This is a genomic window from Microbacterium foliorum (genome assembly GCF_006385575.1).
GTDB classification, from domain to species: Bacteria; Actinomycetota; Actinomycetes; order Actinomycetales; family Microbacteriaceae; genus Microbacterium; species Microbacterium foliorum_B.
The window spans coordinates 1,902,310-1,920,020 of record NZ_CP041040.1; the positions used below are offsets into that span (position 1 = coordinate 1,902,310).

At 66.9% G+C, this 17,711-nt stretch carries 19 protein-coding genes and 4 tRNA genes; 15 read left to right on the top strand and 8 right to left on the bottom strand.

The window, feature by feature from the left end; genetic code table 11:
• Positions 1-65: 65 nt before the first annotated feature.
• Positions 66-515 (top strand): hypothetical protein, encoded by a 450-nt coding sequence (locus tag FIV50_RS09085; protein ID WP_140037160.1) that lies wholly within the window; start codon positions 66-68, stop codon positions 513-515.
• 77 nt (positions 516-592) lie between these two features.
• Here the strand turns inward: FIV50_RS09085 and FIV50_RS09090 are convergent.
• From FIV50_RS09090 to FIV50_RS09100, 3 genes are all read right to left on the bottom strand, one after another.
• Positions 593-664, bottom strand: a tRNA-Val gene (locus tag FIV50_RS09090).
• Positions 665-687: 23 nt separating this feature from the next.
• Positions 688-758 (bottom strand) — tRNA-Cys (locus FIV50_RS09095).
• Between the two features lie 53 nt (positions 759-811).
• Positions 812-884, bottom strand: a tRNA-Gly gene (locus FIV50_RS09100).
• A gap of 152 nt (positions 885-1,036) precedes the next feature.
• Here FIV50_RS09100 and FIV50_RS09105 point away from each other — a divergent pair.
• From FIV50_RS09105 to FIV50_RS09145, 9 genes are all read left to right on the top strand, one after another.
• Positions 1,037-1,109 (top strand) — tRNA-Val (locus FIV50_RS09105).
• A 116-nt stretch (positions 1,110-1,225) separates the two neighbouring features.
• Positions 1,226-2,233 carry a hypothetical protein gene (locus tag FIV50_RS09110; RefSeq protein WP_140037161.1) on the top strand — a complete coding sequence of 336 codons (1,008 nt, stop codon included), beginning with the start codon at positions 1,226-1,228 and terminating at the stop codon, positions 2,231-2,233.
• Positions 2,234-2,294: 61 nt separating this feature from the next.
• Positions 2,295-3,086, top strand: coding sequence for a helix-turn-helix transcriptional regulator (locus FIV50_RS09115; RefSeq protein ID WP_140037162.1), 792 nt, complete (start codon positions 2,295-2,297; stop codon positions 3,084-3,086).
• 107 nt (positions 3,087-3,193) lie between these two features.
• On the top strand, positions 3,194-4,159 hold the full coding sequence (locus FIV50_RS09120; RefSeq protein ID WP_140037163.1) for an ABC transporter substrate-binding protein: 966 nt from the start codon (positions 3,194-3,196) through the stop codon (positions 4,157-4,159).
• A complete protein-coding gene (locus FIV50_RS09125; RefSeq protein WP_140037164.1) occupies positions 4,156-5,046 on the top strand; it encodes a siderophore-interacting protein in 891 nt (296 codons plus the stop codon). The genes FIV50_RS09120 and FIV50_RS09125 overlap by 4 nt, the downstream gene beginning before the upstream one ends.
• A gap of 10 nt (positions 5,047-5,056) precedes the next feature.
• Entirely contained in the window at positions 5,057-6,085 is a 1,029-nt protein-coding gene (locus FIV50_RS09130) for a FecCD family ABC transporter permease (RefSeq protein ID WP_140037165.1), read from the top strand.
• Positions 6,082-7,149 carry a FecCD family ABC transporter permease gene (locus FIV50_RS09135; RefSeq protein ID WP_140037166.1) on the top strand — a complete coding sequence of 356 codons (1,068 nt, stop codon included), beginning with the start codon at positions 6,082-6,084 and terminating at the stop codon, positions 7,147-7,149. The genes FIV50_RS09130 and FIV50_RS09135 overlap by 4 nt, the downstream gene beginning before the upstream one ends.
• Positions 7,146-7,943 carry an ABC transporter ATP-binding protein gene (locus FIV50_RS09140; protein ID WP_140037167.1) on the top strand — a complete coding sequence of 266 codons (798 nt, stop codon included), beginning with the start codon at positions 7,146-7,148 and terminating at the stop codon, positions 7,941-7,943. The genes FIV50_RS09135 and FIV50_RS09140 overlap by 4 nt, the downstream gene beginning before the upstream one ends.
• Positions 7,944-8,196: 253 nt before the next feature.
• On the top strand, positions 8,197-8,484 hold the full coding sequence (locus FIV50_RS09145; protein WP_258184196.1) for a GIY-YIG nuclease family protein: 288 nt from the start codon (positions 8,197-8,199) through the stop codon (positions 8,482-8,484).
• A 50-nt stretch (positions 8,485-8,534) separates the two neighbouring features.
• Here FIV50_RS09145 and FIV50_RS09150 read toward each other — a convergent pair whose 3' ends face one another.
• From FIV50_RS09150 to zapE, 4 genes are all read right to left on the bottom strand, one after another.
• Entirely contained in the window at positions 8,535-8,918 is a 384-nt protein-coding gene (locus FIV50_RS09150) for an SPW repeat domain-containing protein (protein ID WP_140037168.1), read from the bottom strand.
• Between the two features lie 83 nt (positions 8,919-9,001).
• Positions 9,002-9,580 carry a type II toxin-antitoxin system PemK/MazF family toxin gene (locus tag FIV50_RS09155; protein WP_219846213.1) on the bottom strand — a complete coding sequence of 193 codons (579 nt, stop codon included), beginning with the start codon at positions 9,578-9,580 and terminating at the stop codon, positions 9,002-9,004.
• A gap of 20 nt (positions 9,581-9,600) precedes the next feature.
• Positions 9,601-10,839, bottom strand: a complete 1,239-nt coding sequence (locus FIV50_RS09160) for an ammonium transporter (protein ID WP_140037169.1) — start codon at positions 10,837-10,839, stop codon at positions 9,601-9,603.
• 115 nt (positions 10,840-10,954) lie between these two features.
• On the bottom strand, positions 10,955-12,007 hold the full coding sequence (zapE, locus tag FIV50_RS09165) for a cell division protein ZapE (protein ID WP_140037170.1): 1,053 nt from the start codon (positions 12,005-12,007) through the stop codon (positions 10,955-10,957).
• 148 nt (positions 12,008-12,155) lie between these two features.
• Between zapE and FIV50_RS09170 the strand changes: the two genes are divergently transcribed.
• Positions 12,156-13,049 (top strand): sulfurtransferase, encoded by an 894-nt coding sequence (locus FIV50_RS09170; RefSeq protein ID WP_140037171.1) that lies wholly within the window; start codon positions 12,156-12,158, stop codon positions 13,047-13,049.
• A 19-nt stretch (positions 13,050-13,068) separates the two neighbouring features.
• Positions 13,069-13,500 (top strand): SufE family protein, encoded by a 432-nt coding sequence (locus tag FIV50_RS09175; protein ID WP_181164184.1) that lies wholly within the window; start codon positions 13,069-13,071, stop codon positions 13,498-13,500.
• Here FIV50_RS09175 and FIV50_RS09180 read toward each other — a convergent pair.
• Complete coding sequence (locus tag FIV50_RS09180) at positions 13,484-14,638, bottom strand: alpha/beta hydrolase (protein WP_140037173.1); 1,155 nt, start codon at positions 14,636-14,638, stop codon at positions 13,484-13,486. The genes FIV50_RS09175 and FIV50_RS09180 overlap by 17 nt on opposite strands.
• Positions 14,639-14,663: 25 nt before the next feature.
• Here FIV50_RS09180 and FIV50_RS09185 point away from each other — a divergent pair, with 25 nt between their 5' ends.
• From FIV50_RS09185 to FIV50_RS09195, 3 genes are all read left to right on the top strand, one after another.
• Complete coding sequence (locus FIV50_RS09185) at positions 14,664-15,245, top strand: DUF3000 domain-containing protein (RefSeq protein WP_140037174.1); 582 nt, start codon at positions 14,664-14,666, stop codon at positions 15,243-15,245.
• Positions 15,238-16,431 (top strand): ribonuclease D, encoded by a 1,194-nt coding sequence (locus FIV50_RS09190; protein ID WP_140037175.1) that lies wholly within the window; start codon positions 15,238-15,240, stop codon positions 16,429-16,431. The genes FIV50_RS09185 and FIV50_RS09190 overlap by 8 nt, the downstream gene beginning before the upstream one ends.
• Positions 16,432-16,504: 73 nt before the next feature.
• A complete protein-coding gene (locus FIV50_RS09195; protein ID WP_140037176.1) occupies positions 16,505-17,710 on the top strand; it encodes a thiolase family protein in 1,206 nt (401 codons plus the stop codon).
• Position 17,711 lies beyond the last annotated feature (1 nt).

Here is a 17,711-nt window from a genome sequence, read left to right on the forward strand (position 1 = left end):
TGATTCGATACCCCGAGAGCACTCGGGGCGTACCGCACCGCTTCGCCGACTGACATGATTGCGAGGTGTCACGTCGTCGCCTCTCCATCGGTGTTCAGACCGCCCTCGCTCTGGCGATCCCGCTGGTGCTCTTCACCGGGTGCACAGCGGACCCCAGTGCCCGCGAGCCGGAGACGTCGGACGCCGCTCCTCCAATCGTGGCGACGGGAAACGCCGATGCGTGGGTGGTCGTGATCTTCGAGGACCGCCCCGAGAAGTTCGACGGCAATCTCATGGACGCTCTTCTGGAAACCGAGATGAAGGCCGATGAGGCCCTCGCAGAGGCGAACGCCGGGTGGATCGACGGCAATGATGTCGGCGCGTACGGCTACGAGCTGTACTTCGTCGGAGATGACGCGGAGTCGATGTGGGACGTTCTTGAACCGATCTTCAGTGATGCGCCCGTGGCATGGACACGGGTCGAGCTGCGGAGTGGGCTGGAGGACCTTGCCCCGACGCTCATCACCGCCGAGTAGCCGACCTCTCCGCCGACTCACCCATCGATGAGCTCCACAGACAACAAAAAACCCCCGGAAAACCGGGGGTTTCTCTGTGCGCGATACTGGGATCGAACCAGTGACCTCTTCCGTGTCAGGGAAGCGCGCTACCGCTGCGCCAATCGCGCCCATGTGGGCTATTCAGTTACTGAGGTGGCGACGGGATTCGAACCCGTGTAAACGGCTTTGCAGGCCGGTGCCTAGCCGCTCGGCCACGCCACCGTGTGGATTGACCCCACGTGCTGAAGGCCTTCCGAAGAAGGCCCCTGCACTTGAGCGGATGACGAGACTCGAACTCGCGACCCCAACCTTGGCAAGGTTGTGCGCTACCAACTGCGCTACATCCGCGTTGTTCCCGGTTGTTGTCCCGGGCACTTATGAAACATTAGCCGATGATCGGCGACTGTCAAAACTCAAACCGAATCTCGCGCGTGTCTCCCAGGGTGGTCAACTTCGCCTCCGACCGTCGGGTAGTATCGGTTGACGTACCCCAGAGGTATGGGCGATTGGCGCAGTTGGTAGCGCGCTTCCTTCACACGGAAGAGGTCATCGGTTCGAGTCCGGTATCGCCCACAGACCAAGCCCCGCGCAACTAAAGTTGTGCGGGGCTTTTCTCGTACGACAGAGCCGCTCCGCCGGGTCCGCATGCGGCCGTCGTCCTCCTTCCTCACGAAGACAGAGAGCTCACCATGACGTCCTCCTCACACGTTCCGGCTCGAGAGACACGGTCGAGCACGCTGTCGATCGTGGCGTTGGCGCTCGCCTTCGCCCTTCCCGTCATCGGGTTCATCCTGGGGTTGGTCGCCCGCGCGAAGTCGAGAGCATCCGGTTCTCCGACAGCGCTGGCCACCGCCGCCGCAGTGATCGGAGCGATTCTCAGCGCCGTATGGACCGTCGTGTTCATCCTGCTGTTCGGCTTCGGCGGCGGGCTGTTCGTGCAGAGCCAGCCCTCATCGTCCGCGTCACCTCAGTCACAGCCAGAGTCGTCGCAAACGGAATCCGGCGACGGCGACGCACTCGTCGTCAGAGTCACAGCCGAGCGCGTACTCGATTCCGAGACTCTCGACGCCGCCCGCACCGCGCTGACCTTCTACGGCGACAGCACAGGCGTCGAGGTCACCGAGGTGGTCGAGACGGATGCGGGCGACCTCACGTTGACCTTCGACTCAGCTGCCACGGGCGCGGATATCGACGCGTTCGAGCAAGCCATCTCCGTACCGGCCGCCGAGGGGTTCTACTCGGTCACCGCGGTGCACCCCGCAACCGGAGGCGCAGATCTCGGAGACGGCTCGACGACTCCCCCCTGCGAAGCCCTGCGGTTCGGCCCTCAGTCCGTTGAGGGAAGCGTGCTGGCCTGCGATGAAACCATGCAGGCTCAGTTGCTGCTCGCGCCGGCAGCAAGGCTCGTCGGCAACGCCATCGCCGACGTCGAGGTGAGCGGAGACGTGGTCGTCGTCACGCTGTCCGAGCCCGCAGCCGAAGAGTTCGTCGAGTGGACCAGGGAGGCGTCCGCCGAGACCGCGCCGGCGAATCAGATCGCGCTGGTCGACTTCATCGGCGTCATCACCGCTCCCACGGTCGCGGGAGAGCTCACCGGTGAATTCCAGATCTCGGGTCCGACTCTCGACGCCGAGCTCCTCGCCGCTCGCCTGCTGCTGCTCAGCCGCGGCGTCTCGTTCTCCACGCGCGCCGAGTGAAGATCCCCGCCGTGGTAACTTAGGGTGACCTAACCAAGATGGCGGAACGACAGGCGGGGAGATGATGCCGCTGGGCGACAATGGCCTCCAGGAGTCTGCAGTCTGGCGCATCGACACCAACTCCTTCGAACTCACTGGTCACGCCGAGTGGAGTTCTCACTCGCATCCGGATCAGCACGAACTGCTGTGGGGCGCACGCGGCACATTGACCGCCGAGACGGATGACGGATACTTCGCTGTGCCCGGCTCACTGGGGCTCTGGATCCCCGCCGGGACCAGTCACCGCGTGGCGGCCGCACCGGGAACCTCGTTTCGATGCACGTTCATAGACGCCGACATCACCGCCGTCGCCACCCGCACGACAGCGGTCGCCATTCCCGAAGTCGTGCGAGCCGTTCTCGATCGCCTCGAAGCCCCGCCATACCTCTCCGCCGCCCCGCGCATCCATGCCGAGGAGCTGGCTCTGAGCCTGCTCGAACCCGTCGAGGTGTCGACGATCGACCTCCCTCTCCCCCGCGACACGAGGACGCGACTCGTCGCCGAGGCCCTGCTCTCCGATCCTTCCGACGATCGTTCGCTCGAGGACTGGGGTCGTCACGTGGGCGCGAGCGCCCGCAATCTGTCGCGCCTCTTCGTGTCTGAGACCGGCATGAGCTTCTCCACCTGGCGCACCCGCGCGCGCATGCGGCGCGCCATCGAATGGCTCGCCGCCGACTACACCGTCGCACACGTCAGCCGACGAGCGGGCTACGCGACACCGAGCGCGTTCGTCCAGGCGTTTCGACGCGAGCTCGGACGCACTCCCGGCGAGTTCGCGACGGTGCGGAGCGACGCCGCAAAGAAGTCGGCCTGAGCACGACACCGGCTGGCACCTGGACGACACGAGGCCGATCCATACTTGGTAAGCCAAGCCTTAGCTAACTTCTTGGCGCCTCCCGAATCCACACTGGAAGACGATCCATGCGCTCCACGCCCCTCTCTCTCGTCGCGCTCGTCGCGACCGGCCTCCTGCTCACCTCCTGCGCCGGCTCGACCGCGGCCGGCTCCGCACAAGACGGCGAGACCGTCGAACTGACGACACCCGCAGGCGCCGACATCGAGATCCCCGCCGAACCTCAGTCGGCACTCGGCTTCTACACGACCGACCTCGACATCCTCATCACCCTCGGATTCGAGCTCGCCGACACCCAGCCGATCCGCGATGACTTCACAGCGTTCCCCGACTTCTTCCCCCAGGAGGAACTCGAAGGACTCGAGACGTTCGGCAACTTCCCCGAGTTCAATCTCGAGGCCGTGCTCGAGGCGGAGCCGGACTTCATCCTGAACGGTCTCGGCTACGAAGAGGACCTCGACGGCAAGCTGCAGAAGATCGCGCCCACCTACACGTACAACGCGTTCGACGGTGGCGACTGGCGGGATGTGGTCGCGCAGGCCGCTTCCGACCTCGGGCGCGAGGACCAGTGGCAGGCCTGGGTCGACCAGTACGAAGAGCGCGTCGCCGATATCAAGGCCCGTCTCGACGCTGCCGACATCCATCCTGTTGTCGCCGACGTCGGGTATTTCGAGGGCCACGTCACGACATCCTGCTACGGCGTGCCCTGCCTCGTGTTCGCCGACCTGGGCCTCGAGATGCACGAGCTCATGAACGCCACAGAAGAGGGCCTTCCTGCGAGCGACGACTATGCGAGGCTCAGCCCCGAGCAGGTCGGTCAGCTGGACGGCGTGGACATCGTCTTCACGGGCGCCGACGAAGACGGCACCGTCTGGATCGAAGACGACGCCGCGCTGCAGCAGAATCAGCTCTGGCAGGACCTGCCCTTCGTCGAGGGCGGCGCCTACCACCCGTACAACTACGAGATGATCTACGGCTCCCCCAGCGGCATGGACGCGTTCCTCACCGTGGTCGAGAAGGCGCTTCTCGGATGACCGTCAACCTGATCCACCGAATCGTCGTCGAGCGTGTTCGGCGCCTGAGTCCCGGCATGGTCCGCATCGTGTTCGGCGGCGATGGGCTCGACGGATTCGTCTCTACCGGAATCGGAGACGAGTACTTCCGCGTCTTCTTCCCCGCTGCGGGACAGCACGAGCCGAATCTCCCCTTCCCGACCGAGGACGGCTATTGGGACTTCGCCGAAGGCATCGAGCCTGCTCCGATGCGCACCTACACCGTGCGGGGATGGGATGCCGAGGTCGCCGAGCTGACGATCGACTTCGTCGTGCACGACGGCGGCGTCGCGGCCGCCTGGGCGCTGAACGCCCGACCGGGGGACGTCGTGGGAGTGAACACCCCGAAGGGGCTCTACGATCCGCCGGCCGAGATCGAGTGGCAGCTGCTGATCGCCGATGCCACCGGTCTTCCGGCGGCCGCGCGCCTCGCCGAGAACGCTCCGGCGGGCGTCCGCACCCGAGTCGTGCTCGAGGTCTCGTCCCCCGAGGATGAACTCGACTTCAGTGTGGCCGAGGGCGTCGAGCTGCACTGGGTGCACGGCGGCAACGGCCACGCACCCACGCGCATCGAGGAGATCCTCCGAGCGTCTGAGCTTCCAAGCGGTCCCGGCTACGTCTGGGTCGCCGGCGAGACGAAGGCGACCCGCGGGGTACGCAAGCATCTGCGCCACGAGCTCAAGCTGCCCGCGTCTGCCTACAAGGTGATCGGGTACTGGACGGAGAACGCCGAGGCGTGGCGGGAGCGCTACGACTCGCTCGATGAGGGCACCCACGCGCGTCTGATGGCGATGTGGGACGACGACACTCGCCCCGCAGAGGACATCGAGGAAGCGTACGAAGCCGAGCTCGAGAAGCTGGGCCTGTGACCGCCGCCTCATGACCGACGTTCTCACGGAGGAGCACGCGACCCAGGTCTCGGCCACGCGCCGGGGCCTGGTGATCGTCCTCCTCGCAATCGCACTGGCGATCGCCTGCATCGCCAGCATCTTCTTCGGTTCGCAGCGCATCGACGTCGAGCAGGTCTGGCTCGGGCTCATCACTGGTCAGGGTGATCCCGGCGCGATCGTCCAGGGCATGCGCATCCCGCGCACCCTCATCGGACTCGCCGTGGGCGCCGCGCTCGGCATCGCCGGTGCGCTGATCCAGGGGTTCACTCGCAACCCGCTCGCCGACCCCGGCATCCTCGGCGTGAACGCCGGCGCCAGCCTCGGCGTCACGATCGGGGTCGCATTCTTCGGACTCAGCGCGGCCAGCGGGTACATCTGGTTCTCGTTCGCCGGAGCCATCGTGGCGACCGTTCTCGTCTACCTCATCGGATCGGCGGGCCGCTCAGCACCGGATCCGCTGCGGATGACCCTCGCCGGCGTGGCCCTCGGCGCGGTGATGGGCGGTGTCGTGGCGGCGATCGGCCTGCTGAACCCCCGGGCCTTCGATGCGATCCGCACCTGGAACGCCGGATCACTGACCGCTCTCACTCCGGATGTCTACACCGTGATCCCGTTTCTGCTGGTCGGCCTCGTGCTCGCTTTCTGCCTCGCGCCCTCGCTGAACGCACTCGCGCTCGGCGACGACCTGGCGACCGCGCTCGGCTCGCGTGTCGTGCTCACCCGGGTGCTCTCGATCGTCGCCGTGACGCTGCTGTGCGGTGCGGCCACCGCCGCGGCCGGACCGATCGCCTTCGTCGGTCTGATGGTTCCGCACGCTGTGCGCTGGTTCGTCGGCCCGCACCAGGGGTGGGTCCTCCTCGGGACCCTGTTCGCGGCCCCGCTGCTGCTGCTCACGGCTGACGTGGTAGGTCGGTCGGTGCTCCGCAGCGGAGAGCTTCCGGTCTCGGTGATGACGGCGCTGATCGGTGCACCTGTGCTCATCGCGCTCGTGCGCCGGCGGAATGCGAGCGGGCTGTGACGGCTCTTCTGACGTCTCCGGTCACGGTCGACGCCGGTCGACGCGTCTTCACACCGCGCACCCCGGTGTTCTCCCGACGGATCGGTGTGCGGGCCACGATCGTGACCGCATCCGCTCTCCTGACCGCCGCAGCCGTCGGCATCTTCGCCCTGACTCTCGGCGATGTCGCGTTCTCACCCGGTGAGGTGCTGGTGACGCTGCTCGGCATGGGCGAGCCTCGGGCCGAACTCGTGATCGTCGAGTGGCGGCTGCCCCGCGTCCTGGCCGCTCTGGTGTTCGGCATCGCCCTGGGCGTCGGAGGCGCGATCTTCCAGTCGCTCACCCGCAACCCGCTGGGCAGCCCCGATGTCATCGGATTCGACGCCGGTGCCTACACAGGCGCGCTGATCGTGATCACGACGATGGGCGTCAGCGTCGCCTCGACGGCCGCTGCGGCCCTGGCGGGTGGCGCCACGACAGCTCTGCTCGTCTACCTCCTCGCGTTCCGACGAGGATTCACGGGCTTCCGGCTCATCATCGTCGGCATCGGCGTCGCCTCGATGCTGGCATCCGTCAACACCTGGATCATCCTCAACGCCGATCTCAGGATCGCGATGCTCGCGAGCGCGTGGGGCGCGGGATCCCTGAACGTCATCACCGCCGAGCAGGTCGCCATCGCGGCGTGCGTGATCGTCCCCATCGGTGTCGCCGTGGCGCTGCTCGCAGATCGGATGCACCTGCTCGAGCTCGGTGACGACACGGCATCCGCGCTCGGCGTCAGCACCGGCCGCACCCGACTGATGCTCATCGTCCTGGGGGTCTGCCTCACCGCAGCCGTCACGGCGATGGCGGGCCCGATCGCCTTCATCTCGCTCGCCGCACCGCAGATCGCTCGACGTCTGACCGGCTCCGCGAGCGTGACGCTCACGGGCTCCGCAGCCGTCGGAGCGCTTCTGCTGATCTCCAGCGACGTCCTGGCACAACGACTGTTCGCGCCCACTCAGATCCCCGTCGGCATCGTCACGGTGTGCCTCGGCGGGGTCTATCTGGTCTGGCTGCTCATCCAGGAAGCGAGAAGACGATGACCATCATCGACATCGACACTGACGCTGCGCGGCTGCGCGCGAATGACCTCACGATCGGCTACGACGGCCGCATCGTCTCAGAGCACCTCGGCGTCGACATCCCCGCAGGCGCCTTCACGGTCATCGTCGGGCCGAACGCCTGCGGCAAGTCGACGCTGCTGCGCGCCTTCGCCCGCCTGCTGAAACCGCGGACCGGGCAGGTGCTGCTCGACGGACGGGCGATCACCGATCTCCCCACCAAGGAGATCGCACGCCGTCTCGGCCTGCTACCGCAGACGTCGATAGCCCCCGACGGCATCCGGGTCTCCGACCTCGTCGCACGAGGCAGGCACCCGCACCAGACGATCCTGCGCCAGTGGTCTCATCGCGATCAGTCAGCTGTCGCGGCCGCTCTCGCGGCGACCGGGACGACCGAGCTCGCCGGGCGACTCGTCGACGAGCTGTCCGGTGGGCAGCGGCAGCGCGTCTGGGTGGCGGTGCTGCTCGCGCAGGAGTCGCCCACGATGCTGCTCGACGAGCCGACGACGTTCCTCGACATCGCGCACCAGTACGAGCTGCTTCGCCTGTTCCACGAGCTGCACACCGAGGGGCGCACGATCGTCGCTGTGCTTCACGATCTCAACCAGGCTGCGCGGTTCGCGGATCACATGATCATGATGCGCGACGGCCGGATCGTGGCATCCGGCGATCCGTCGTCGATCGTGACCTCGGAGCGCGTCGCGGAGGTCTTCGGGCTGGACTGCACCATCATCTCCGACCCGCACACGGGCACTCCCCTTGTCGTCCCCCGCTGAGGAGACCGCGACGCCGAGTTGTTAGCCTGGCGGCCAGCGTCACTTGGTGGGTGCCCCGTGGCCTCAAGAGGCGTCGCGGCGAGGTCTGAGGTCGGTGACCGCGGGTAGCGTGCGTAGTGTGTCGGTCATCCAGCTACCCAGCCCCTGCTCGCTCTGCGGCCATGCAGATGCAGTGCGCGTGGCTGCGGCTCTGATGTGTGCATGGTGCGGGTGGCGATACGGGGATTCGCCGGATCCTGATCTGCCGCGCCCCGTGATCGAGGTCGTCTACTACATCCGCTACGACCGCCGAGTGAAGATCGGAACCAGTCGACGCCCTCGTCAGCGGCTCGCCAGCATCCGTCACGAAGAGCTCCTGGCCTTCGAGCGTGGCGGTCGAGATGTCGAGCAGGCGAGGCATCGCGAGTTCGCCGAAGCCCGCGAGGGAGGCGAGTGGTTCACACTCACCCCGATTCTGTCCTCGCACATCGCGGGGCTTCGCGCTGAGGGTGAGCCGTGGCAGCTGTACGCACGCTGGGTGAGCTCGGCGCTGCAGAACTGAAGCCCCGCACGGGGCCGACGTTCCGTGCGGGGCTTCAGAGTACAGCGGGATCAGGCGCGCGCCGTGGCCTTGACGCTCGCAGGCTGCGGCTGCGAGAACAGTACGACGAGGATCACAGCGACACCCACGACCACGTGCGGGAGCCACACGTTGGGCGCCTCGGTCGAGAAGCCGAAGATCCACGGCGACAGCGCCAGGAACAGGCTCGCGACGATGTCGAAGACGAGGTGGACGGGCATCGGGATGAAGCCGAAGGGGCCCCATTCATACTTCGTGAACAGGCTGTAGACGATGAGGCCGACGCCGAGCACGATCGGGATGACCACGGCGGGACCGCCGACGCTCGCGAAGCCGAACAGCCACGGAGCAGCGATCAGCGCCACTCCGACGACGTAGTCGAGGATTCCATGGACCTTGGTGGGGATGAAACGCATGATGCCTCCTGTGGTGTCGTCGCGTGCTGCGACTCACAGATGGTTCGCAGCGGTCCGCGGAACGGATTGCAGGAGTCAGATGCTCAGGCGCTCGCCCAGCCGTACCGACGGGCCAGTGCCGACGCGACGCGACCGTAGCGAGAACGGTCGAGCACAGCCGCCTCGCGGCGCAGCCCGCTCTCGTGCACGCTGTAGAGCTGCTCGATGTCTACCCACGACTCGCGCCCTTGCGAATCCCAGTCTCCGGAACCGATCGACAGGTAGTCGCGATCGCCGTCGTGCGCCTTGCTCGTCATCCGCACCGCGTACACGCGATCCGCCGATTCGCGACCGATCACGAGCACCGGACGGTCTTTGCCTCGTCCGTCGTTCTCCTCGTACGGCACCCAGGTCCAGATGATCTCGCCCGCGTCCGGCGCACCATCCCGATCAGGCGCGTAGCCGATGGGGAGCTGCTCGATCCGGTCGGGGTCGATGCGCACCGTCTCCGTTCCCCGCAGAGAGCCTCTCGCGCCGGATGCCGCGGAGTGCACCTCGTCAGAGGTGCGTACACGCGAGACCGGGCGTCTCGGACGATTGCTCGTCCGAGACGCCCGGTCAGATCCCAGTGCTGTGAAGAGGATCTCCGCGAGTCTTGCCAGGATGCCGTTCGAGTTGCTCACACGGTCACCCTAACGGCAGTTCAGGCGTCGGCCAGCGCGTAGCCCTCCTCGCCGTGCACGACCTGGTCGACACCGGCGATCTCGTCTTCGCTGGTCACGCGGAAGCCGATCGTCTTCTCGATCGCGAAGCCGATGATGAAGGCGACGACGAAGGAGTAGATCAGCACACCGAGGGCTGCGATCGCCTGGACGGCGAGCTGACGGGCGTCGCCACCGACGAAGAGACCGGTCTCGGTTGCGAAGAAGCCGAGGTAGAGCGTTCCGATCAGGCCACCGACGAGATGGATGCCGACGACGTCGAGCGAGTCATCGAACCCGAGGCGGAACTTCATCTCCACCGCGAGTGCGCAGACGATACCGGCGACGGCACCGAGCAGCAGCGACCATCCGGGGGTGAGGTTGGCGCAGGCAGGGGTGATGGCGACGAGACCGGCGACGGCACCGGATGCTGCACCCACCGACGTGGGCTTTCCGTCCTTGATCTTCTCGATGAGGATCCATCCGAGGATCGCGGCCGCCGTGGCACCGAGGGTGTTCAGACCGATGAGCCCGACGCCGCCCATGTCCTCTGCGAGCCACTCAGCGCCGGCGTTGAAGCCGAACCAGCCGAACCACAGCAGCGCGGCACCCAGGAGGGTCAGCGGAACGTTGTGCGGCTTGAGGATGCCCTTCTGGAAGCCGATGCGCTTGCCGAGGACGATCGCGAGGGCGAGTGCGGCAGCACCCGCGTTGATGTGCACAGCGGTACCGCCGGCGTAGTCGATCACGCCGATGCCGCTGTCCTCGCCGAAGAGCGTCGTGCCGAGGTTCATGATCCAACCGCCGCCCCAGACCCATGCGGCGACCGGGAAGTAGCCGACCGTGGCGAAGACGCCGGCGAAGATCAGCCAGCTGCCGAACTTCGCGCGGTCGGCGATGGCGCCCGAGATGAGCGCGACGGTGATGATCGCGAAGGTCGCACCGTAGGCGACTCCGAGAAGTGCGACGTTCGAGCCCTCACCGGCCGCGAGGCTGGAGAGGCCGATGTCGGCGAAGGGGTTGCCTGCGAAAGCGGTGGGGCTGTCGACGGCACTCATCGAGAATCCGAAGAGGATCCAGAGCACCGCCACGAGACCGATCGAGCCGAAGCTCATCATCATCATGCTGACGACGCTCTTGGCCTTGACGAGACCGCCGTAGAAGAAGGCGACGCCTGGCGTCATGAGCAGTACGAGGGCGGTCGCGGTGATCGCCCAGGAGATGTTGCCTGGAGCATCCATAGTCAAACCTCACATTCGGGAAACTGAGAGCTTCAGTGTGAGGCCGCCCGATTTCCGGAATGCGTGAGGTTTGTTGCGGCGGCGTTACAGAGACGCCGCGTGTGTGAACATCGCGTTACGCGACACTGCGATCCGCGTGTGTAAGTGCATTGAGTCTGGAGATAGCACGCAGGTACTTCTTGCGGTATCCGCCGTTCAGCATCTCTTCCGCGAACACCTGATCGAGGCTCACACCGGTGGCGACGATCGGGATCTGCGCGTCGTACACGCGGTCGACGAAGGCGACGAAGCGCAGAGCCTCCGACTGGTCCGTCAGCACGTGCACGTCTTGCAGACCGACGAGGTCGAGTCCGGAGATCACGCGGAGGTACCGCGAAGGGTGCACGCGGGCGAGATGACGGATGACGTCGGCGAAGGAATCGTCGGAGGCGACCCCGTCCGCCGACCCGGCCTGCACCGCAGCGGAGTAGGTGGCCGCGTCGCTCACCACAGCGTGCCCGTCGAGCGCGCGCTGACGGAAGTCGACTCCGTCGATGCGGATCGTCTGGAAGCTGTCGGACATCGCGTGGATCTCACGGAGGAAGTCCTGAGCCGCGAAGCGCCCTTCACCCAGCGCGTTCGGCGGAGTGTTCGAGGTCGCAGCGAGCTTGGTGCCGGTCGGCACGAGTTCGCCGATGAGGCGCGTCATGACCATGGTGTCACCCGGGTCGTCGAGCTCGAACTCGTCGATGCACAGCAGATCGGCGCCCTTGAGCAGGTCGACGGTGTTCTTGTATCCGAGCGCGCCGACCAGAGCCGTGTACTCGATGAACGACCCGAAGTACTTCCTGCGCGCGGGCATCGCGTGATAGATCGACGCCAGCAGGTGGGTCTTTCCGACGCCGAACCCGCCGTCGAGGTAGACCCCCGGCTTGACCTCGGGCTCCTTCTTCGCACGGCTGAAGAAGCCGCCGCGCTTCGCCGGTGACCCGCCGCGCCCGGCGAAGCGGATCAGGGTCTCCTTGGCCTCTTCCTGCGAGGGGTAGGAGGGATCCGCCCGATAGCTGTCGAAGGTCGCGCCGTCGAACTGCGGCGGCGGCACGAGGCTCGCGAGCATCTCGGGACCGGTGACGGTGGGCTGGCGATCGGTCAGGTGCACGATGCCCGTGCGGGTGGGCGTGTCGGTCATCACGGTCCTGTGTCGGGTGCGCACCTGTGTCGAAGTCTTACGAATCGGGTGCAGGGCGCACGGCGTGGATCTATCGTCGAAGTATCGGCTCCACATTACGCCGTCAACACTGTGCACCACCCGCCGCTCACCGTCTGAGGAGATCCCTGTGGCCATCGAGTTCGACACCACTTCGTCCAAGTTCGCCGAGTACGCCGAACCCGGCCGGCTCGTCACCACCGAGTGGCTGGCCGAGCGCCTCGGCACACCAGGACTGGTCGTGGTCGAATCCGACGAGGACGTTCTGCTCTACGAGACCGGCCACATCCCGGGTGCCGTGAAGGTCGACTGGCACACCGAGCTCAACGATCCGGTCGTTCGCGACTACGTCGACGGCGAGGGGTTCGCGAAGCTGCTGAGCAGCAAGGGCATCTCCCGCGACGACACCGTCGTGATCTACGGAGACAAGAACAACTGGTGGGCCGCCTATGCGCTCTGGGTCTTGTCGCTGTTCGGTCACGAAGACGTGCGACTTCTCGACGGCGGTCGCGATCGCTGGATCGCGGAGGGCCGTGAGATCACCCGCGACGCACCTCAGATCACCCCGACGGAGTACCCGGTCGTCGAGCGCGACGACTCGGTCATCCGCGCCTACAAGCAGGACGTCCTCTCCCACATCGGCAGCCCTCTGATCGATGTGCGCTCCCCCGAGGAGTACAGCGGTGAGCGCACCACCGCGCCGGCATACCCCGACGAGGGCGCACTGCGCGCAGGGCACATCCCAACGGCCCAGAGCGTGCCGTGGGCCAAGGCGGTCGCAGAGGACGGCGGCTTCAAGTCGCGCTCCGAACTCGATGCGATCTACCGCGACGGCGCCGGTCTCGCAGACGGCGACGAGGTCGTCGCGTACTGCCGCATCGGTGAACGCTCCAGCCACACCTGGTTCGTGCTCAAGCACCTGCTCGGATTCGAGAACGTCCGCAACTACGACGGCTCGTGGACCGAGTGGGGCAGCGCGGTTCGGGTCCCGATCGTCACGGGATCGGAGCCCGGATCCCTGTGATCATGGAAGGATGGCAGGGATGAGCATGAGCGAACTCCCTGACACCCTCGCCGAGATCCGCGACGGATTCCTCGAGACCCCCGAGGCGGATCGCCTGCTGCTCCTGCTGGAGTACTCGGACGAGCTGCCCGCAGTCTCCGCAGAGGTCGCGAACCATCCGGAGATGTACGAACGCGTCGCGGAGTGCCAGTCCCCCGTCTACATCTACGTCGAGGTGAACGACGACGTGGTCACCATGCACGCGACGGCTCCGCCGGAGGCTCCGACCACGCGCGGATTCGCGAGCATCCTCGTGCAGGGCATCACCGGCCTCACCGCCGACCAGGTCCTGGCGATCCCCGACGACTACCCCCAGTCGATCGGGCTCACCAGAGCCGTGTCGCCCCTGCGGATCGGCGGAATGACCGGAATGCTCATGCGCGCCAAGAACCAGGTCAGGCAGAAGCGCTGAAGCCCTGGGCGGCGAGCCATCCTGTGATGGCGTCGCTCCACCCGGTCTGGTCGTAATTCCAGATCTTCGTGTGCCGCGCGCCGGAGAACGCTGGCATGGTGACGAGATCCGGGCGGGCCTCCTGCAGCGCGTGCGAAGCGTCGGCCGGCACGAATCCGTCGTCGTCGCTGTGCAGGATGAGCACGGGCACCTTGAGCTCTTCGGCTCGCGCGACCATGTCGAGGCTGTCGAACGGGATCGCGTTCTCCGCGCCGCTGAGCCGCGCCGTGAACGGAACGGACAGCGCGCCCATCGCCAGATCAGGCAGCGGCGCGCGCATTCCCGCCGCCCGCGCCTGGAAGCGCAGCACGCTGCGCCAGTCGATCACGGGCGACTCGAGGATCAATCCGGCGATGCGGTCGCGGTTGCCCGAGTTCAGGGCGGTCTGCATCGCGACGGCACCACCCATCGACCACCCCATCAGGATCACGCGCTCTGCCCCGTGGCGCAGGGCGAAAGACACTGCGGCGTCCACATCACGCCACTCTGAGGCCCCCAGCGCGTAGGCACCGCCTCTGCTGCGCGGGGCCTCGCCGTCGTTCCGGTAGGACACGACGAGGTTCGGGAAGCCGGCCGCATGCAGCACCGGGACTGCTCGGAGGCACTCGGCACGGGTGACGCCACGACCGTGCACCTGTATCACCCACGTCGACGACTCGCCGGGGAAGAGCCATGCCGGGCACGGCCCCGCCGGCGATCCGATGAGCACGTTCTGCCACGGCAGATGGAGCTCACTGGGTGTGGAGTAGTACCAGCCGCTGAACGCCGCAGTCCTGTCGACGCGAGCGCCGGGCTCGATCTGCGTGAGCAGCTTGCGCCGCACGGTCGTCGAGTCAGCGCTGAGCACAGCACCGAGCTTCACGTACCCGTAGGTGCCGGAGGTGAAGAGACCGTATCGCCCCGGCAGCTCGGTGTCTCGTGTCCGCGTGAGCTCGATCGTCTGCGCACCGGTGTCGACAGCGAGGATCTCGACGTCGGCCGGCCGTTTCTTCGGAATCACGACCCGGCGGGCCACGCTGAAGACGAGCAGGGCCAGCGCCGTCCCGAGAGCGAGCAGTGCAGGGACAAGGAGCGCAACGGCGTGCCTGAGACTCTTCATCGCTTCCTGACTCTAGCCTGTTGCCGTGACCGCTCACCCCGATGCCGGGACGATCTTCGACGCCGCCGTGGCCGAACTGCGCGATATCGCCTTCCGCGCAGACATCACCATCCGCGAGATACCCACGCCGCAAGGCCTCGCTCCGCACGCCCTCGCGCTCGCCGCCGATGTCCGCCCGGACGACGGCGGAGAGTCCGCATACGGCACCGGACGCTTCGTGCTGCTGCATGACCCGGACAATCCGGCGGCGTGGGACGGCGACTGGCGCATCGTGATCTTCGCCCAGGCGCCGCTGGAGACGGAGATCGGCACCGATCCCCTGCTCGCTGACGTCACCTGGTCGTGGCTCGTCGACGCGCTCGACTCCAGAGGCGCCGGCTATCACTCCGCGTCCGGCACGTCGACCAAGACGCTGTCGAAGGGGTTCGGTGGCCTCGCGGCCGAAGGGGACGGCGCCCAGATAGAGTTGAGGGCGTCCTGGACACCCGAGGGCCCCTTCACACCCCATGTCGAGGCCTGGGTCGAACTGGTCGGGATGCTGGCGGGTCTTCCGCCGGGTTCCGAGGGCATCGCCGTTATCGGCGCGCGAAAGGCAGCACGTGACTGAGTACTCCGTGATCTCCGACGTCTCGGAGTTCCATGCGGCATGCGCCGCACTGGCCGCAGGCACAGGTCCTGTCGCCGTCGACGTCGAGAGGGCATCCGGATTCCGCTACTCCCAGCGGGCGTATCTCGTGCAGGTCTTCCGCCGGGACGCGGGCGTCTTCCTCTTCGACCCTCCCCCGCTCGGCGACTTCAGCCCGCTGCAAGAGGCGATCGGCGATGTGCTCTGGGTCTTCCACGCAGCCAGCCAGGACCTCCCGTCGCTCCGCGAACTCGATCTGCTGCCTCACGAGATCTTCGACACCGAGCTCGCATCACGTCTGCTGGGTCACGAGCGCGTCGGTCTTGCTGCGGTCGTGGAGAACACGCTCGGCATCACCCTCAAGAAGGAGCATTCGGCGGCGGACTGGTCGACCAGACCGCTCCCTGCTGCCTGGCTCGAGTACGCGGCGCTCGACGTGCTGCATCTCATCGACGTCTACGAGGCGCTGAAGGCGGAGCTCGAGGAGCAGGGCAAGACCGAGTATGCGGCCGAGGAGTTCGCCGCCACGCTCACCCGGCTTCCCAAGCCTCCTCGCGAAGACCCCTGGCGTCGTCTGAGCGGCCTCCACCAGGTGCGCGGTGCCCGGAACCTGGCCGTCGCGCGCTCACTGTGGCAGGCCCGCGAGGCCTTCGCGCAGGATCAGGATGTCTCTCCGGGGCGTCTGGTGCCGGATCGCTCGCTGATCGCTGCGGTGCTCGCGAACCCGCAGAGCAAGCAGGCGCTCGCGGGCATCAAGGACTTCCAAGGTCGAGCGAGCCGCACGCAGCTCGATCGCTGGTGGCAGGCCATGGTCGACGGCCGCGCGACAGAGGAGCTGCCGCGCGAGCGGGTTCCGAGCGACACGCTGCCTCCGCCGCGGGCGTGGTCCGACCGCAATCCCGAGGCCGACGCTCGCCTCAAGGCCGCCCGCCCCGTCGTCGAGGCAACGGCTGAAGAGCTCGGGATGCCCACGGAGAACCTGCTCACCCCCGATCACCTCCGCCGGGTGGCGTGGGATGTACCGGGAACGACGCCAGAAGCCATCGGAGAAGCACTGGCGGAACTCGGTGCGCGCCCGTGGCAGATTGCACAGACCGCACAGAAGATCGCCGACGCCTTTGTAGAAGCCGCGCAAACCCCCGACGAGCCCCCGTCGGACGCTTCGTAGGTTCGATCCAACCGATTCCTCCGTGTTTCCGGCCCTCCATAGACTGAGGCCACCGCACAAACTTGGAGGCAGAGTGGCCGAAATATCGGACGTCTTCTTCGTCGATGGAGTGCGCACCCCCTTCGGGCGCGCCGGCGAAAAAGGCATGTACTGGAACACCCGCGCTGATGACCTCGCCGTCAAGGCGACCATCGGCCTCATGGAGCGGAACGCAGCCGTGCCGGCTGACCGCATCGACGACGTCGCCATCGCCGCGACCAGCCAGACCGGAGACCAGGGACTGACCCTCGGCCGCTCCGTGGCGATCCTCGCAGGGCTTCCGCAGACGGTGCCCGGACTCGCCGTCGAGCGCATGTGCGCCGGCGCGATGACCAGCGTCACGACCATGGGCGCGTCGATCGGCGTCGGCATGTACGACTTCGCTCTCGCCGGCGGTGTCGAGCACATGGGCCACCACCCGATCGGCGGCAACGCCGACCCCAACCCTCGCTTCGTCTCGGAGCGCATGGTCGACCCCGGTGCTCTCAACATGGGTGTCACGGCCGAGCGCATCTTCGACCGCTTCCCGCACCTCACCAAGGAGCGCTCCGACCGGTTCGGCATGCTCAGCCAGCACAAGGTGCAGGCGGCATACGACGCTGGAAAGATCCAGCCCGACCTCGTGTCGGTCGCGACCAAGGGCGCCGACGGCGCCTGGGGCCTCGCCACCGAAGATGAGGGGCGTCGTCCGCAGACCACGATGGAAGACCTCGCCGCGCTGAAGACACCCTTCCGTCCGCACGGTCGTGTGACGGCGGGGACCTCGTCGCCGCTGACCGACGGCGCGACGATGTCACTGCTCGCCGGGGGCGGAGCCGTGAAGGAGTTCGGCCTCGCGCCGAAGATGCGCATGGTGTCCTTCGCCTTCGCAGGTGTGCAGCCCGAGATCATGGGCATCGGTCCGATCCCGTCGACCGAGAAGGCCCTGAAGAAGGCCGGACTGACGATCGCCGACATCGGACTGTTCGAGCTGAACGAGGCCTTCGCGATCCAGGTCATCTCCCTGCTCGACCACTTCGGCATCGCCGACGACGACCCCCGCGTCAACCAATGGGGCGGCGCCATCGCCCTCGGCCACCCCCTCGCGGCATCCGGCGTGCGTCTGATGATCCAGCTCGCGGCGCAGTTCGCCGAGCGCCCCGACGTGCGCTACGGCCTGACGGCCATGTGCGTCGGTCTCGGACAGGGCGGCTCGGTCATCTGGGAGAACCCGCACTACGACGGCAAGAAGAGGAAGTAAG